This window comes from Lascolabacillus sp. (assembly GCF_028696275.1).
Lineage (GTDB): Bacteria > Bacteroidota > Bacteroidia > Bacteroidales > Dysgonomonadaceae > Proteiniphilum > Proteiniphilum massiliensis.
The window spans coordinates 1-14,192 of sequence record NZ_JAQVHI010000024.1 but is presented as its reverse complement, the minus strand read 5'-3'; the positions used below and the strand labels follow the sequence as shown (position 1 = coordinate 14,192).

The following is a 14,192-nucleotide window of genomic DNA, read 5'->3' as shown; positions in this document are numbered from 1 at the left end:
TAATATAATGAAGCAGATAAAAATTATTCACAATGGACAAAGATGAAGTAAAAAAATCACCGAAGGCGAATTTGGAAAAGCATAGGAGTACATTTATCCTTATTGGATTGGTATTTGCTGTAGCAGTTCTTTTCTTCGCTTTTGAATGGACTTCAGCAACAGAGAAAGTCGACGAGGCCATTATTGTTCAAGATATTTTGGCCGAGGAAGAAATTGAAATTACTCGTCGTGAGGCTGAACCTCCACCACCACCGCCACCACCAATTGAGGAAACACCAGAAATTATCCAGGTTGTTGAAGAGGAAGTACAAACTAAATTTGAAATTCAAGTTGAGGATGATCAATCACAACGACAAATGCAAACATATGTACCACCTCCACCACCACAGCCAAAACAAGAAGAGGTAACTGAAGAAATCTTTGTGGTTGTTGAGGAACAACCTGAATACCCAGGTGGAAACGCTGCTATGATGCAATTTCTTAGTGATAATATAAGATACCCGGTTATTGCTCAAGAAAATGGTATTCAAGGTAGAGTTATTTGTAACTTTGTGGTAGAAAGAGATGGTAGTATTACAGACGTTCAAGTAGTAAGAGGAGTAGATCCTTCACTAGACAGAGAAGCTGTTCGTGTAATACAACAGATGCCACGCTGGAAACCAGGAAAACAGAGAGGACAGCCAGTACGTGTTCGTTTCACACTTCCCGTTGTTTTCAGACTACAGAATTAATATCAATAATTAAAAAGCTTAAGAAGCTGCTTTTCATAAACAGAAAGCAGCTTTTTTTTTAGAAAAAATGAATGTATAATTATCCATCTTATGATTCATAAAGTAGCTTTACTAAGAGAAAAGATAGATAGAGAACTCTCAATGGTTATGAAAAGTGTTCAACCGGAATCACTTTTCGAACCGCCAAGATATGTCTTTTCATTAGGTGGTAAACGAATAAGGCCGGTGTTGACATTGATGGCAGTTGAGTTATTTAATAAGAATATTGATATAGCTCTGAATGCTGCTTTGGCTATTGAAATATTTCATAATTTCTCGCTTCTGCATGATGATCTTATGGATAATGCTGACATAAGAAGAGGAAATCCAACAGTTCATAAAAAATGGAATGCTAATACTGCTATTTTATCAGGAGATGCAATGGTAATTGAAGCATATAAGTATATTGCAAAAGTACCAACTCAACACTTGTCAGAAGTATTAGATTTGTTTTCAGACACAGCTATGGATATCTGTGTAGGTCAACAATATGATATGGATTTTGAAAAACGCAATGACGTGAAAGAAGCAGAGTATTTAGAGATGATACTTAAAAAGACTGCTGTACTTATAGGATGTTCCTTAAAAATGGGAGCAATCTTATCCGATGCAGATAAAAGCGATGCAGAGGCGCTTTATCAGTTTGGAATAAATCTCGGACTCGCTTTTCAGCTCAAAGATGATCTGTTAGATGTATATGGCGATCCAAAAAGATTTGGTAAAAATATTGGAGGGGATATAATAAGCAATAAAAAGACATATTTACTTATTAAAGCATTAAGAAACTCAAATCCGGGTCAACGAGATGAACTAGATAAATGGATTACAATTAAAGAATTTGATCCAAATGAGAAGATAGAGGCTGTTAAAAAAATATACGATGAATTAAATCTGAAAGTAATATCAGAAAATCTAATAGAAAAGTATTATCTTGCATCTTTGGAAAACCTGTCTTCTGTAAGTGTGTCAAGTGACCGCAAAAGAGAATTAATTGAACTTTCAGAAAACTTAATGTACAGAGACAGTTAGGATTTTTATAAATAAAAATTTAAATGCCTTATAGAAGATTACCAAATACTGATGCTGCACGCATAAAAGCGTTGAAAACTGCAATAGAAAAAGCTGAAACAACTGATTTTCAGGAATTGCAGATTTCAACAAAAGTTTTACATTCTGCTAAAGTAGTATTAGCTCATTTTGAGGGTTTATGTGCTCGTTATCGACAACTATTTGAAATCCAAGTTAAAGCCAATAAGTCATTTACTGGAAAAGTTAGGAATGCAAGAATGTATATATCTCATTTTGTGCAGGTTTTGTATATGTCAGTTTTGCGTGAAGAAATAAAAGAAAAACAATTAGAATTTTATGGTCTTGAGAATTTAAACCAAGTAGTTCCTGACTTATCTTCTAATGATCAATTGGTGGAATGGGGACAAAAAATTATAAATGGTGAAAATAAACGAATCTCTCTGGGAGGGGTACCAATATACAATCCATCAATAGCAAAAGTTAGTGTAATGTACTCTCTTTTTAAAGAGGGTTATCAAACTCAGAAATTACATCAAAAAGCTACACAGAGAGTAATGGATGAGGTGGCAAAATATCGTGAAACAGTAGACAAGGTTATTTTTGAAATATGGGAAGAAGTGGAAAAAAGTAGCAACAATATCCCTGTTGACCAAAGAATAGAAAGAAACCGTGAATATGGTGTAGTATATTACTATAGAAAAGGAGAGATCAGTTGATGGGAATTATTGATACACACGCTCATCTGTTTTCTGCAGATTTTGATAATGATTTAGTTGATATTATTAACCGTGCCAAAAAAGTAGGGGTTGAAAAAGTGCTTCTACCCAATATTGATGAAACTACAATTGAGATATTAAAAAAATGTGTCGCTGAAGACTCTGATTTTTTAATACCAATGATGGGACTACATCCGACAAGTATCAAAGAAAATTTTAGAAATCAACTCGAACATATTTATAATGAGCTGAATAACTCTAAATATTGTGCAATAGGAGAGATTGGAATTGATCTTTATTGGGATAAATCACTTCAAAATGAACAAATTTTAGCATTTGAAGAGCAGTTGAAGTGGAGTGCAGAAATGGATTTGCCAGTATCAATCCATTTTAGAGATGCTACAAAAGAAGTGATATCAAGTATCAAGAGAGTAGGAGAGACTAATTTAAGAGGTGTTTTTCATAGTTTTGGAGGCAACAAAGATGAATTAGAGTACATATTACGTTTAAAGAACTTTATGATAGGAGTTAATGGAGTAGTGACATTTAAAAACTCGGGTTTAAAAGATACACTATTTAACTGCCCTGCAGAACGTGTAGTAATGGAAACAGATTCTCCATATCTAGCACCTGTACCTTATAGAGGTAAACGGAATGAGTCATCATATATTAGATATATTCTAAGGGAGTTATCAGAAATATGGAAAATAACAGAAGAAGAGGTGTCAAATATTACTAGTGTTAATGCTAAAAATATATTTGGACTTGAATTAAATAGCTAAATTGAACTCAATCATTCAAATATTTTCGAATTGAAGTAGCTTATAATTGATAAATTCCTTAAATTTGCTTCTTGAATTGAGCAGGAATGAAATATTTTTTGTAATTTGCACCCCGTTTCCGGGAAGTCCCTCTTTTGGAGAGATGCTCGAGTGGTTGAAGAGGCACGCCTGGAAAGCGTGTATACGCCAAAAGTGTATCGCGGGTTCGAATCCCGCTCTCTCCGCGTAGTTAAATAGGAAAGTCGAAGGAAGAAAGATATACAAAACATTATATACTGAAAAAAATTTAAATCATTTATAAACAAACAAATTTAGATCATTAATCAACAAAATTGAACACACAATGAAAAAGTTATTTGCAATTTTAGCAATCTTCGGAATGATGTCTGTAGGATTGTCTTCGGTTCTTTTCGCACAAGAAACCACTCCTGAAGAACAAACAGAACAAGTGGCCACATCTCAGGCTCAAGTTCAAGAGGTTACCGGTGGTATGCACCAAGCACTAAAAACTAAATTTATTGAAGGTGGTGCTGGTTTTATGAGTGCAATCGCTATCTGTTTGATACTTGGTCTGGCTTTCAGTTTAGAAAGAATTATTTACCTAAGTTTAGCTGACGTTGATCCAGACGCATTCCTAAATAAAGTAGGTGATACATTAGACAGAGGTGATGTTGAAGCAGCAAAAGACATAGCTAGAAATACTAGAGGACCAATTGCTTCAATTGTTTACCAGGGTCTATTAAGACTAGATCAGGGACCTGAAGAAGTAGAGAGATCAATTGTATCATACGGAGGTGTACAATCAGGATTACTTGAGAGAAATCTTTCTTGGATTACTTTGTTTATCGGTATCGCTCCTTCACTTGGATTCTTGGGTACAGTAATTGGTATGGTTATTGCTTTTGATAACATCCAAAGAGCTGGTGATATGAGTCCAACAATTGTTGCCGGAGGTATGAAAGTGGCTCTTATTACTACTGTAGGTGGTTTGATCGTTGCTATTATCCTTCAGATTATTTACAACTATATCCTATCTAAAATGGAAGGTATTCTTAATAAAATGGAAGACGCTTCAATCACATTCCTAGATCAGGTTATAAAATATAACGTTAAATACAAAAATTTGTAATAAAATGGCTGTAACTAAAATTCACAGAACATCCAGACTTACCCTGATTACAACAATAATAGTATCACTTATTGTATTAGGGCTGTTCTTCTTTGGCGGACAAGCTCCCGAACATGAGAAGATTGGTGCTGATTTGGCACAGCCTGCTTTTACAGATATTCTTTTGTACTGGATGTATGCACTTCTGGTTATAACCATAGTAGTGCTAATTGCTTTTTCAATCGTTGATTTTGCCAGAGGGTTAAAAGAAAATCCAAAGAAAGCATTGAGTGGACTCTATGCAATTTTGGCCCTAGCTGCACTTTTTATCGGTTCTTATGTTATTGGTGATGGTACATTACTTTCAATACCAGGTTACGAAGGAACCGACAACGTGCCATCAGTACTTAAAATGACTGATATGTGGCTATACTCGATGTATTTCATGCTGGTAATTACTATATTGGCTATTTTTATTATGCCATTTGTAACTAGGAAGAAATAGTTTTGTAAAATAAAAAAGATTCTTTATAAGAATCAGTTTAAAAAGGTTTAAATATGCCAAAAACAAATAGAAAAGTTCCGGCTTTAAATGCCAGTTCTATGGCTGACGTTTCTTTCCTGTTACTATGTTACTTTTTGATGGTATCAAGTATGGATGTCGATTCAGGTTTGGCTCGACGTTTACCACCACCACCACAAAATGAACAAGAGCAGTCTTCGGTAGATGTTCAGCGTAGAAATTTGTTAGTTGTTCTGGTAAACTCTAAAAACGAGATTTTAGTCCAGGACCAACAAGGAACTGTAATGTATGCTAACGAAAGTGAATTGCAAGGGGGATCAGGAAATATTGCAATGAAAGATGTGGTTAAAGAATTCGTTTTAAATACTTCAAATAGCCCTGATTTACCTCAGCTAATTGAAGAAGATTTCGGTCCACCTATTGGAACTGTGCCTGTAACCTCAAATCACGTAATATCTATACAGAATGATGCTACTACGAGATACAGTGCATATATAGCTGTTCAAAATGAGGTTGTTAGAGCATATAATGAACTTCGAAATGAAGGAGCCAGAAGATATTTTGGTACTTCATATGAAGAATTGACCGTAGATCAAAAGAAACAGATCGATGATCTATATCCTCAACGTATCTCTGAAGCTGAACCTAAAAATTATGGAGGAGAACAATAGTTATGGGAAAATTTAATAAAAGTGGAAAAAAAGAAGTACCTGCGATGAATACTTCATCTATGCCTGATATAGTTTTCGCAGTTCTCTTTTTCTTCATTATAACTACAACTTTACGTTCTGAAACTTTGATGGTGAGAATGAAACTTCCTACTGCATCAGAAGTACAGAAACTAGAAAAGAAATCTTTAGTGACCTATATTAATATTGGTCCTCCATTAGATGCAAGGCTAGGAACTGGAACACAGATGCAGTTGAATGACAGATTTGCTCAGGTTGCAGATATTCAGAACTATATTGCTCAGGAAAAAGCGAGTATGAATGAAGCTGATCAGCCTTTAATGACTGTTTCAATAAAAGCAGATGAAAATACTCGTATGCAGTATATTACTGATGTAAAACAAGCTTTAAGAAAGGCTTATGCATTAAAAATAAGCTATTCCGCACGAAAAGGCGAGAACTAGTATTGTTTAAGTATCATTAGAAAAAACCGGATTCAATCAATGGATCCGGTTTTTTTAATAGTATTTAAATAATAGTTATATAACTTTTATGATTAAGTTTTAGGATTATTTTCTTTTATCCAAGTCATTATATTTGCAGGTGGTCGTTGGGCAAGCAACTCATTTTTCATATAATCCATATACGGCATAACATGTTTAAAGAATTTATAATATCCTTTACATAAATAGTTTAACCCTTTATTTCCATATTTATCTTTTATAAATCTGTTTTTAGGACACTCGCCGTAACAGGCAAAAAGCACATCACATTCACGACATTGTTGAGGTAATTTATCAAACTTATCATTTCCGAATGTTTGTTGTTTATTTGAATACATCATGGAAGTTAGAGTATCATCATAAATATTACCCAATTTATATTCAGGGAAAACAAAATGATCGCATGAATATACATCACCATTAAATTCCATAACTCCTGCATGACCGCATGTTTTTGCCATTGTACATACTCCAGGGTTTTCTCCAACCCAGTTAGCTAAAGTAGAGTCAAATATCTGTACAAATATTTTTCCAACATCTTCCTTTACCCATTCATCAAAGATTGAACAAAGAAAATCGCCCCATTTATCTGCATTCACAGTAAAAGGAGCTAATTCAGCTTCGTGGTCATCCTCTTTTGCAGTAGCAAGTTTTAATAGAGAAATATTTTCAGTAGGTTCTTGTATTCTAAGTCGCTCTACAATTGGTGTGAATTGAATATATTTACAATCAATATCTTTAAAAAAGTTATAGAATTCAAGTGGATAATCTACATTGTAATCATTTACTACAGCCATACAATTGAACTCAACTCCATGTTTTTTTAGCAATTCAATACCTTTCATAACCCTATGAAAAGAAGGGCGTCCCATTTTATCTCGTCTATATTCATCATGAAAATCCTTTGGCCCATCAATAGATATACCAACTAAAAAATTGTTTTCTTTGAAAAATTTGCACCAATCATCGTTTAGGAGAGTACCATTTGTTTGTATTGAATTATCTATATTTCTTCCATTCGCATATTTTTTTTGTAATTCTATAGCCTTTTTATAAAATGATATTGGCCTCATCAATGTTTCTCCTCCATGCCATGTAAACATAATATCCGGCATTGTTTGAGAATCAATATATTGCTTAATGAACCGTTCTAGTAAATTTTCACTCATTACTTGATTTCTATTATTATAAAGATTCTCTTTTTCAAGATAATAGCAATAATCACAATTTAAATTACACTTGGAGCCTACTGGCTTCAGCATTACATAAAGTGGTCTGGCAAAAGGAGCAAATGTTGACATATCGATTTTTTTTATAGTACAAAGATAAACAAATCATATAGATCAGTGTTTTTACTACTTATGAATTTAAAAATTAAAGAATAAAATAACACAATTAATAAACAATTTAAATATGAACAACAAAAAGAATTTATTAAATATCGGGTGGTTAATTCTAAGAGTAGGATTAGGTATAACAATATTCCTACATGGTCTGCCAAAAATAACGGGTGGTCCTGATACATGGACAATGGTAGGTAGTACAATGTCAAATTTTGGAATTGATTCAGGTCATACATTCTGGGGTTTTATAGCTGCAATTTCTGAAACTGTAGGAGGATTGTTATTTGCACTTGGATTATTTTTTAGGCCAGCAGCTATAATGTTAGCAGGAACAATGTTAGTAGCTTTAATCACACATCTTTTTAATGGAGATAATTTTATGGGTTATGGTCATGCTTTAGATCTATTAATTGTATTTGCAGGATCAATATTTATAGGTGCAGGTAAATACTCTGTAGATGCGAAATTATTCCCTAAAATAGCATAAATAGTATTTGTTCAATTATTTGATTTAATAAAAAATCCCCCTTCAGCATTGTTTCGCAGAAGGGGGATTTCTGTTTTTTCAAATATTCTAGGTTTTCTATATTCTTCTGAATTTTGTAAATACTAGGAGCAATTATTAATAACTAGAACAAATTTTGACTGGTATTTATAATAATGGTCTTACAGATATTCAATGTTTATATAAAAAAAGAGGGTAAGCTTACTATATCGCGCCGCTACAACCAAATACCCTTGCTTCGGTCAAGACCTGGGGGATTCAATGGGAGCTGGCCGTATAGGACTTACCCAACTGCAAAGATAAGACATTTTTCTACAGAAACAAAAGAGAGAATAGATTTTTGCTATTCAAGTCATTTTTTTATCTTTGTGACACTATTATAACTTTAACTTTGAAAAATTCTTTCAATCAAAATATTATAAAATAATGACGATAGTAGATAGGTTTATAAAATATGCTCGTATTGATACTCAATCCGATGAGAACAGTACGCAGACACCAAGTACACAAAAACAATTTAATCTTGCAAAAGAGGTAGAGAAAGAAGCTCTTGAGATGGGACTTGTGGATGTTAGTCTAGATAATAATTGCTACTTTATGGCTACCCTGCCTTCAAATACAAATAAGAAGGTACCTGTAATAGGGTTTATATCACATTTTGATACTAGTCCCGACATGAGTGGAAACAATGTAAATCCACGAATAGTAAAAAATTATGATGGAAAAGATATAGTATTGAATGAAACCAATAATGTAGTTCTTTCACCAAATGATTTCCCCGAACTGTTGTCTCATAAAGGGGAAGATATAATTGTAACAGATGGTACAACATTATTAGGAGCAGATGATAAAGCTGGTATAGCTGAAATAATGAGTGCGATGCAGTACCTTATAGATCATCCAGAAATTGAACATGGTAAAATAAGGATAGCATTTACCCCTGATGAGGAAATAGGTAGAGGAGCTGATAAATTTGATGTAGAGAAATTCGGTGCTGATTGGGCATACACTATGGATGGGAGTGAAGTAGGAGAACTTGAATATGAAAACTTTAATGCCGCATCAGCCAAAATAGAAATACAAGGACGAAATGTTCATCCCGGTTATGCAAAGAATAAAATGATAAATGCACTTCATGTTGCAAATGAACTGATTTCACTACTACCTAAAGAACAAAGGCCAGAACATACTGAAGGGTATGAAGGTTTTTTCCATCTTATTTCATTGAGTGGAACAGTTGAAGAAGCTAATCTGTCTTTTATTATTCGCGATCATGATAGGAATAAGTTTGAGGATCGTAAAGAATTGTTGATACACTCTGTTGATATATTAAATAAACTGTATGATAACAGACTTAAACTTACTCTCAAAGATCAGTATTATAATATGAGAGAGAAAGTAGAACCAGTTATGCATATAGTCAATTATGCTTATCGAGCAATGGAGGAGTTAGGAATCAAACCTAATGTAAAACCTATACGCGGAGGTACAGACGGTTCACGACTCTCATTTATGGGGTTACCATGTCCAAACATTTTTGCAGGTGGTATGAATTTCCATGGCAAATATGAGTATTTACCTATTCCTTCTATGGAGAAAGCATCTAAGGTTGTTGTAAAAATTGCCGAACTGGTAGCTAGAGATGCATAAATATAGACTCAGTTATTTGGATAATTAATTAACTTACTAAATAAACAATAAACAGGTATGAAGCAGACACCATTTACAGATTTACATATTAAATTAGGAGCTAAAATGCATGAATTTGCAGGATATAATATGCCAATTGAATACTCAGGTATAATAGATGAACATCAAACTGTAGTAAATTCTGTTGGGGTGTTTGACGTCTCTCATATGGGTGAATTTTGGGTGAAAGGTCCCAAAGCAGTTGAGTTTTTACAGAGAGTAACAAGTAATGATGTAACTAAACTTCAATTGGGTAAAGCGCAATACACTTGCTTTGTAAATGAAAACGGAGGAATTGTTGATGATTTCATAGTATACTATTACGAACCGGAAAAATATCTAATGGTTGTTAATGCAGCAAACATAGAAAAAGACTGGGAATGGTGTGTGAAATGGAACACAATGGGTGCTGAACTTGAAAATGCTTCCGATCACATGGCCCAATTAGCTGTTCAGGGTCCAAATGCAAAGGCTACATTGCAAAAGTTGACAGAAGAAAACCTTTCGGATATACCTTTTTATGAATTCACAACATCAAAATTTGCTGGTGTAGATAATGTTATCATTTCAAATACAGGTTACACTGGTGCCAGTGGTTTTGAACTATATTTTTATCCGGAAAATGGCATTAAAATATGGGACGCTATATTTGAAGCAGGAAAGGAGTACGGGGTAAAACCTATAGGGTTAGGTGCACGCGATACTCTACGTTTAGAGATGGGATATTGTCTTTATGGTAATGATCTTGATGATACAACAACACCTTTACAAGCAGGCTTAGGCTGGATTACTAAATTTGCTGATAATAAGCCATTTATTGGCAGGGAAGTACTTGAAAAAGAAAAATATGAAGGAGTATCGCGTAAATTGTGCTGTTTTGAATTGATAGATAAAGGTATCCCAAGACATGGTTACGAAATCGCTAATGAAGATGGAGAGATTATTGGTAATGTTACTTCAGGTACAATGTCCCCTATATTAAAGAAAGGTATTGGCATGGGTTATGTAAAACCTGATTACGCAAAATCAGATAATGAGATATATGTCAAGGTACGTAATAGGAATTTAAAGGCTGTAATAGTTAAACCCCCTTTTAGAAAATAATAAACATACTTGCAACTCTCCTGTCTTTATGGCAAATAAAGCTAGAATAGCTAAGAATGTCTTCTTTATTGTTGGTGCACTGACACTAGGAATAATGATCTATAAAATAGGTGTTGACAATATCTGGCACGATATAAAACAGACCGGTTGGTGGTACATACCTATTTTCTCAATGTGGGTTGTGGTATATCTATTAAACACATTATCGTTTTATATTATACTGAATGATGGAAGTCAAGAATCTAAGAAAATTAGTTTTATAAGACTTTTTAAGCTTACTATTAGTGGTTTTGCTATAAACTATATAACTCCATTTGGATTAATGGGAGGAGAGCCTTATAAGATAATAGAGTTAAAAGAGGATTTAGGTATACAGAAAGCTACTTCGTCAGTATTGTTATCCACGATGATGCATTTTGTGTCTCATTTCTTGTTCTGGGTAGTCACAATACCTATGTTGTTTTTTTTAGTTCCTGTAATATCTGATTCAATTGAAATAGGATTAATTATATCTGGTGGTACAGCATTCTTACTCCTTTTGTGGGCTTATAGAGTATACACAAAAGGAGGTGTCAACAGAGCATTAATAATTACAAGCAGACTTCCATTTATAGGAAAGAAAATTAAGAATCTGAAGGTAAAGCATCAGGAGAAAATAGATCAGATGGACGTTCTGATAGCCGATCTATACAAGAACAGGAAAAAGGACTTTATAGCATCTCTATCAATTGAGTTTTTATCCCGCTTCTTTATATGTTTTGAGATATTACTTATGATGCAAGCTATCAAGGCTCCTGTTACCATTGTTCAGAGTGTACTGGTTGAATCAATACAGTCTTTGATCTCAAATTTATTTTTCTTTATGCCCATGCAGATGGGAGCACGTGAAGGTGGTTTTGTAATTATATATGGAATTCTTTCAATGCCTGTTGCATATGGTGTTTTTGTGAGTCTAAGTAAAAGAATCAGAGAACTATTCTGGACATTAGTTGGTATATTGTTGATAAAAGCAGAAAAGCATTAATTATTTTGCAAAGGTCTAAAATAATTAATGCTTTTGGATATAACTGTTATAAAAACGATCCTAGTTAATAGTTGGATAAATCTCTTTTTTTCCAGCCAGAAGTGTATTTCTTAATAAGGAAACAATGGTCATTGGACCTACTCCCCCTGGTACAGGTGTAATATAAGAACATTTAGGTGCTACTTCATCAAATTTAACATCACCTTTAAGTCTGAAACCGGATTTCGTTTCATTACTTGGCACTCTGGTTGTACCAACATCTATAACTACTGCACCCTCTTTTACCATATCACCTGTAAGGAACTCCGGAACACCTAATGCAGCAATAATAATATCGGCTTCGAGACAGATCTCTTTGATGTTTTTTGTTCTGCTGTGACAAATGGTTACGGTGCAATCTCCAGGATAAGACTTTTGTAGCATAAGCATTGAAACAGGTTTCCCTACGATATTACTTCTTCCCAGTACTACGCAGTGTTTACCTTTTGTTTCAATATCATATCTTTTAAGCAATTCCAATATACCTGAAGGAGTAGCGGACAGAAAGCAAGGCATTCCAAGAGATAAACGTCCAACATTTACCGGATGAAAACCATCAACATCTTTACGATAGTCAATGGCTTCAGTAATTTTTATTTCAGAAATATGATCGGGTAGAGGTAATTGAACTATAAATCCATCTATATCTTCATCTTTGTTTAGTCTGTCCACACAAGCAAGTAATTCCTCTTCTGTTACATCATCCTCGTACCTGATAAGAGTTGATTTAAATCCCACCTGTTGGCAAGCCTTTACCTTATTGGCTACATAAGTTTCGCTTCCACCATCATGACCAACCAATACTGCGGCAAGGTGTGGAGTCTTTCCTCCTGCTGCTTTTATCTTTAATACCTCCTCTGCGATCTCACTTTTTATCTGAGCAGAAACTGCTTTACCGTCTATTAATTTCATATTTAAAGTTATATGTTATCTTCTGCGCATATTCCTCATCATCTGTTTCCCTCCACCTGAGGTCATTTTTCGCATCATTTTACGAGTTTCGTCAAACTGTTTAATCAATCTGTTAACCTCCTGTACATCTGTTCCACTTCCTTTAGCAATACGGGCACGGCGCGATCCGTTAAGTATTTCCGGATTAGTACGCTCTTCTGGTGTCATAGATCGAATAATTGCTTCGATACCTTTAAAAGCATCATCATCAAAATCAAGATCTTTAATCTGTTTACCAACACCGGGTATCATTGATGCCAGGTCTTTCAGGTTACCCATCTTTTTAATCTGCTGAATCTGATTTATGAAGTCATTAAAGTCAAACTGGTTCTTTGCTATTTTTTTCTGCAGACGTCTGGCTTCCTCTTCATCGTATTGTTCCTGAGCTTTCTCTACAAGAGTCACTACGTCTCCCATACCAAGGATACGATCAGCCATACGTTCAGGATGGAATACATCTATTGCATCAAGCTTTTCTCCTGTTCCTACAAATTTTATTGGCTTATCAACTACTGAACGTATAGAAAGGGCAGCACCACCTCGAGTGTCACCATCTAATTTTGTTAGTACAACACCGTTGAAATTAAGTCTATCATTAAACTCTTTTGCAGTATTTACAGCATCCTGACCAGTCATTGCATCCACCACAAATAAAATTTCCTGCGGATTAATTGCATTCTTGATAGATTCAATTTCATCCATCATCTGTTGGTCAATTGCCAAGCGACCTGCAGTGTCTATAATAACAAGATCACGTCCATACTGGCGCGCATATTGTATAGCATTTTTAGCTATTTTGACAGGATTCTTATTATCCTCTTCTGAATATACCGGTACACCAATTTGTTCTCCCAGTACTTTCAACTGCTCAATAGCAGCAGGACGGTATACGTCACCGGCAACAAGTAGAGGACTCTTTCCTCTCTTGCTTTTCAGCATATTTGCAAGTTTACCGGAGAAAGTAGTTTTACCTGATCCTTGTAAACCAGACATAAGGATGACTGCAGGGTTACCTTTAATATTGATGTCTGAAGCTGTGCCACCCATGAGTATTGCTAGCTCATCATGCACAATTTTCACCATCATCTGTTCAGGTTTAACTGCATTTAGGACATCTTGACCTAAAGCTTTCTCCTTAACCTTTTCGGTAAATTCCTTAGCAGTTTTATAATTAACGTCAGCGTCAAGCAGGGCACGGCGAACATCTTTTAGCGTTTCAGCAACGTTTATTTCTGTTATTTTTCCTTGCCCTTTTAATATCTTAAACGACCTTTCTAATCTGTCACTTAAATTTTCAAACATATTGTTCTACAATGATTTGGTTTTATTCTCATCAATTTAAAGTTTTTATGATTAATTCAGATTGATGAAATTTACTACATTCTTTTATATCAACACAAAGATAATGAAAAAGGATTATTTCAGAAAATAATGAGCT

At 34.4% G+C, this 14,192-nt stretch carries 15 protein-coding genes and 1 tRNA gene; 13 read left to right on the top strand and 3 right to left on the bottom strand.

Features of this window, described 5'->3' with window-relative positions; genetic code table 11:
* Window positions 1–32 precede the first annotated feature (32 nt).
* The 9 genes from PHO43_RS07100 (at window position 33) to PHO43_RS07060 (ending at window position 6,060) form a co-directional block, all read left to right on the top strand.
* Complete coding sequence (locus PHO43_RS07100; protein WP_288011736.1) at window positions 33–731, top strand: energy transducer TonB; 699 nt, start codon at window positions 33–35, stop codon at window positions 729–731.
* A 90-nt stretch (window positions 732–821) separates the two neighbouring features.
* Entirely contained in the window at window positions 822–1,799 is a 978-nt protein-coding gene (locus PHO43_RS07095; protein WP_045090064.1) for a polyprenyl synthetase family protein, read from the top strand.
* Between the two features lie 23 nt (window positions 1,800–1,822).
* Window positions 1,823–2,515: a hypothetical protein gene (locus tag PHO43_RS07090; protein WP_045090063.1), complete on the top strand. Its 693-nt coding sequence runs from the start codon at window positions 1,823–1,825 to the stop codon at window positions 2,513–2,515.
* Window positions 2,515–3,297 carry a TatD family hydrolase gene (locus PHO43_RS07085; RefSeq protein WP_045090062.1) on the top strand — a complete coding sequence of 261 codons (783 nt, stop codon included), beginning with the start codon at window positions 2,515–2,517 and terminating at the stop codon, window positions 3,295–3,297. Before PHO43_RS07090 ends, PHO43_RS07085 begins: the two co-directional genes overlap by 1 nt.
* 136 nt (window positions 3,298–3,433) lie before the next feature.
* Window positions 3,434–3,521, top strand: a tRNA-Ser gene (locus PHO43_RS07080).
* A 119-nt stretch (window positions 3,522–3,640) separates the two neighbouring features.
* Window positions 3,641–4,426, top strand: coding sequence for a MotA/TolQ/ExbB proton channel family protein (locus PHO43_RS07075; protein WP_045090061.1), 786 nt, complete (start codon window positions 3,641–3,643; stop codon window positions 4,424–4,426).
* A 4-nt stretch (window positions 4,427–4,430) separates the two neighbouring features.
* Window positions 4,431–4,910 (top strand): hypothetical protein, encoded by a 480-nt coding sequence (locus PHO43_RS07070; RefSeq protein ID WP_045090060.1) that lies wholly within the window; start codon window positions 4,431–4,433, stop codon window positions 4,908–4,910.
* 53 nt (window positions 4,911–4,963) lie between these two features.
* Complete coding sequence (locus PHO43_RS07065) at window positions 4,964–5,599, top strand: biopolymer transporter ExbD (protein WP_045090059.1); 636 nt, start codon at window positions 4,964–4,966, stop codon at window positions 5,597–5,599.
* A gap of 2 nt (window positions 5,600–5,601) precedes the next feature.
* The gene (locus PHO43_RS07060) at window positions 5,602–6,060 is read left to right on the top strand and encodes an ExbD/TolR family protein (RefSeq protein WP_045090058.1); all 459 of its coding nucleotides are present in this window, start codon (window positions 5,602–5,604) and stop codon (window positions 6,058–6,060) included.
* A gap of 92 nt (window positions 6,061–6,152) precedes the next feature.
* Here the strand turns inward: PHO43_RS07060 and PHO43_RS07055 are convergent, their stop codons facing one another.
* The gene (locus PHO43_RS07055; protein ID WP_045090057.1) at window positions 6,153–7,400 is read right to left on the bottom strand and encodes an anaerobic sulfatase-maturation protein; all 1,248 of its coding nucleotides are present in this window, start codon (window positions 7,398–7,400) and stop codon (window positions 6,153–6,155) included.
* Between the two features lie 112 nt (window positions 7,401–7,512).
* Here PHO43_RS07055 and PHO43_RS07050 point away from each other — a divergent pair, with 112 nt between their 5' ends.
* The 4 genes from PHO43_RS07050 (at window position 7,513) to PHO43_RS07035 (ending at window position 11,764) form a co-directional block, all read left to right on the top strand.
* Window positions 7,513–7,929 (top strand): DoxX family protein, encoded by a 417-nt coding sequence (locus PHO43_RS07050; protein WP_053826007.1) that lies wholly within the window; start codon window positions 7,513–7,515, stop codon window positions 7,927–7,929.
* A 444-nt stretch (window positions 7,930–8,373) separates the two neighbouring features.
* Window positions 8,374–9,597, top strand: a complete 1,224-nt coding sequence (gene pepT, locus PHO43_RS07045; protein WP_045090055.1) for a peptidase T — start codon at window positions 8,374–8,376, stop codon at window positions 9,595–9,597.
* Between the two features lie 57 nt (window positions 9,598–9,654).
* Window positions 9,655–10,740, top strand: coding sequence for a glycine cleavage system aminomethyltransferase GcvT (gene gcvT / locus PHO43_RS07040; RefSeq protein WP_288011734.1), 1,086 nt, complete (start codon window positions 9,655–9,657; stop codon window positions 10,738–10,740).
* A 28-nt stretch (window positions 10,741–10,768) separates the two neighbouring features.
* Window positions 10,769–11,764 (top strand): lysylphosphatidylglycerol synthase transmembrane domain-containing protein, encoded by a 996-nt coding sequence (locus PHO43_RS07035; protein ID WP_053826008.1) that lies wholly within the window; start codon window positions 10,769–10,771, stop codon window positions 11,762–11,764.
* A 60-nt stretch (window positions 11,765–11,824) separates the two neighbouring features.
* Here PHO43_RS07035 and folD read toward each other — a convergent pair whose 3' ends face one another.
* Both folD and ffh read right to left on the bottom strand, forming a co-directional pair.
* Window positions 11,825–12,715: a bifunctional methylenetetrahydrofolate dehydrogenase/methenyltetrahydrofolate cyclohydrolase FolD gene (gene folD / locus PHO43_RS07030; RefSeq protein WP_053826009.1), complete on the bottom strand. Its 891-nt coding sequence runs from the start codon at window positions 12,713–12,715 to the stop codon at window positions 11,825–11,827.
* Window positions 12,716–12,730: 15 nt separating this feature from the next.
* On the bottom strand, window positions 12,731–14,056 hold the full coding sequence (gene ffh / locus PHO43_RS07025) for a signal recognition particle protein (protein ID WP_045090051.1): 1,326 nt from the start codon (window positions 14,054–14,056) through the stop codon (window positions 12,731–12,733).
* Window positions 14,057–14,192: the final 136 nt, after the last annotated feature.

Coding starts and splice junctions, on each gene's coding strand:
- PHO43_RS07085 (WP_045090062.1), top strand. CDS start 2,515: ATGGGAATTATTGATACACACGCTCATCTGTTTTCTGCAGATTTTGAT.
- folD (WP_053826009.1), bottom strand. CDS start 12,715: ATGAAATTAATAGACGGTAAAGCAGTTTCTGCTCAGATAAAAAGTGAG.
- PHO43_RS07065 (WP_045090059.1), top strand. CDS start 4,964: ATGCCAAAAACAAATAGAAAAGTTCCGGCTTTAAATGCCAGTTCTATG.
- PHO43_RS07095 (WP_045090064.1), top strand. CDS start 822: ATGATTCATAAAGTAGCTTTACTAAGAGAAAAGATAGATAGAGAACTC.
- PHO43_RS07035 (WP_053826008.1), top strand. CDS start 10,769: ATGGCAAATAAAGCTAGAATAGCTAAGAATGTCTTCTTTATTGTTGGT.
- PHO43_RS07090 (WP_045090063.1), top strand. CDS start 1,823: ATGCCTTATAGAAGATTACCAAATACTGATGCTGCACGCATAAAAGCG.
- PHO43_RS07055 (WP_045090057.1), bottom strand. CDS start 7,400: ATGTCAACATTTGCTCCTTTTGCCAGACCACTTTATGTAATGCTGAAG.
- PHO43_RS07060 (WP_045090058.1), top strand. CDS start 5,602: ATGGGAAAATTTAATAAAAGTGGAAAAAAAGAAGTACCTGCGATGAAT.
- pepT (WP_045090055.1), top strand. CDS start 8,374: ATGACGATAGTAGATAGGTTTATAAAATATGCTCGTATTGATACTCAA.
- PHO43_RS07100 (WP_288011736.1), top strand. CDS start 33: ATGGACAAAGATGAAGTAAAAAAATCACCGAAGGCGAATTTGGAAAAG.
- PHO43_RS07050 (WP_053826007.1), top strand. CDS start 7,513: ATGAACAACAAAAAGAATTTATTAAATATCGGGTGGTTAATTCTAAGA.
- ffh (WP_045090051.1), bottom strand. CDS start 14,056: ATGTTTGAAAATTTAAGTGACAGATTAGAAAGGTCGTTTAAGATATTA.
- PHO43_RS07070 (WP_045090060.1), top strand. CDS start 4,431: ATGGCTGTAACTAAAATTCACAGAACATCCAGACTTACCCTGATTACA.
- gcvT (WP_288011734.1), top strand. CDS start 9,655: ATGAAGCAGACACCATTTACAGATTTACATATTAAATTAGGAGCTAAA.
- PHO43_RS07075 (WP_045090061.1), top strand. CDS start 3,641: ATGAAAAAGTTATTTGCAATTTTAGCAATCTTCGGAATGATGTCTGTA.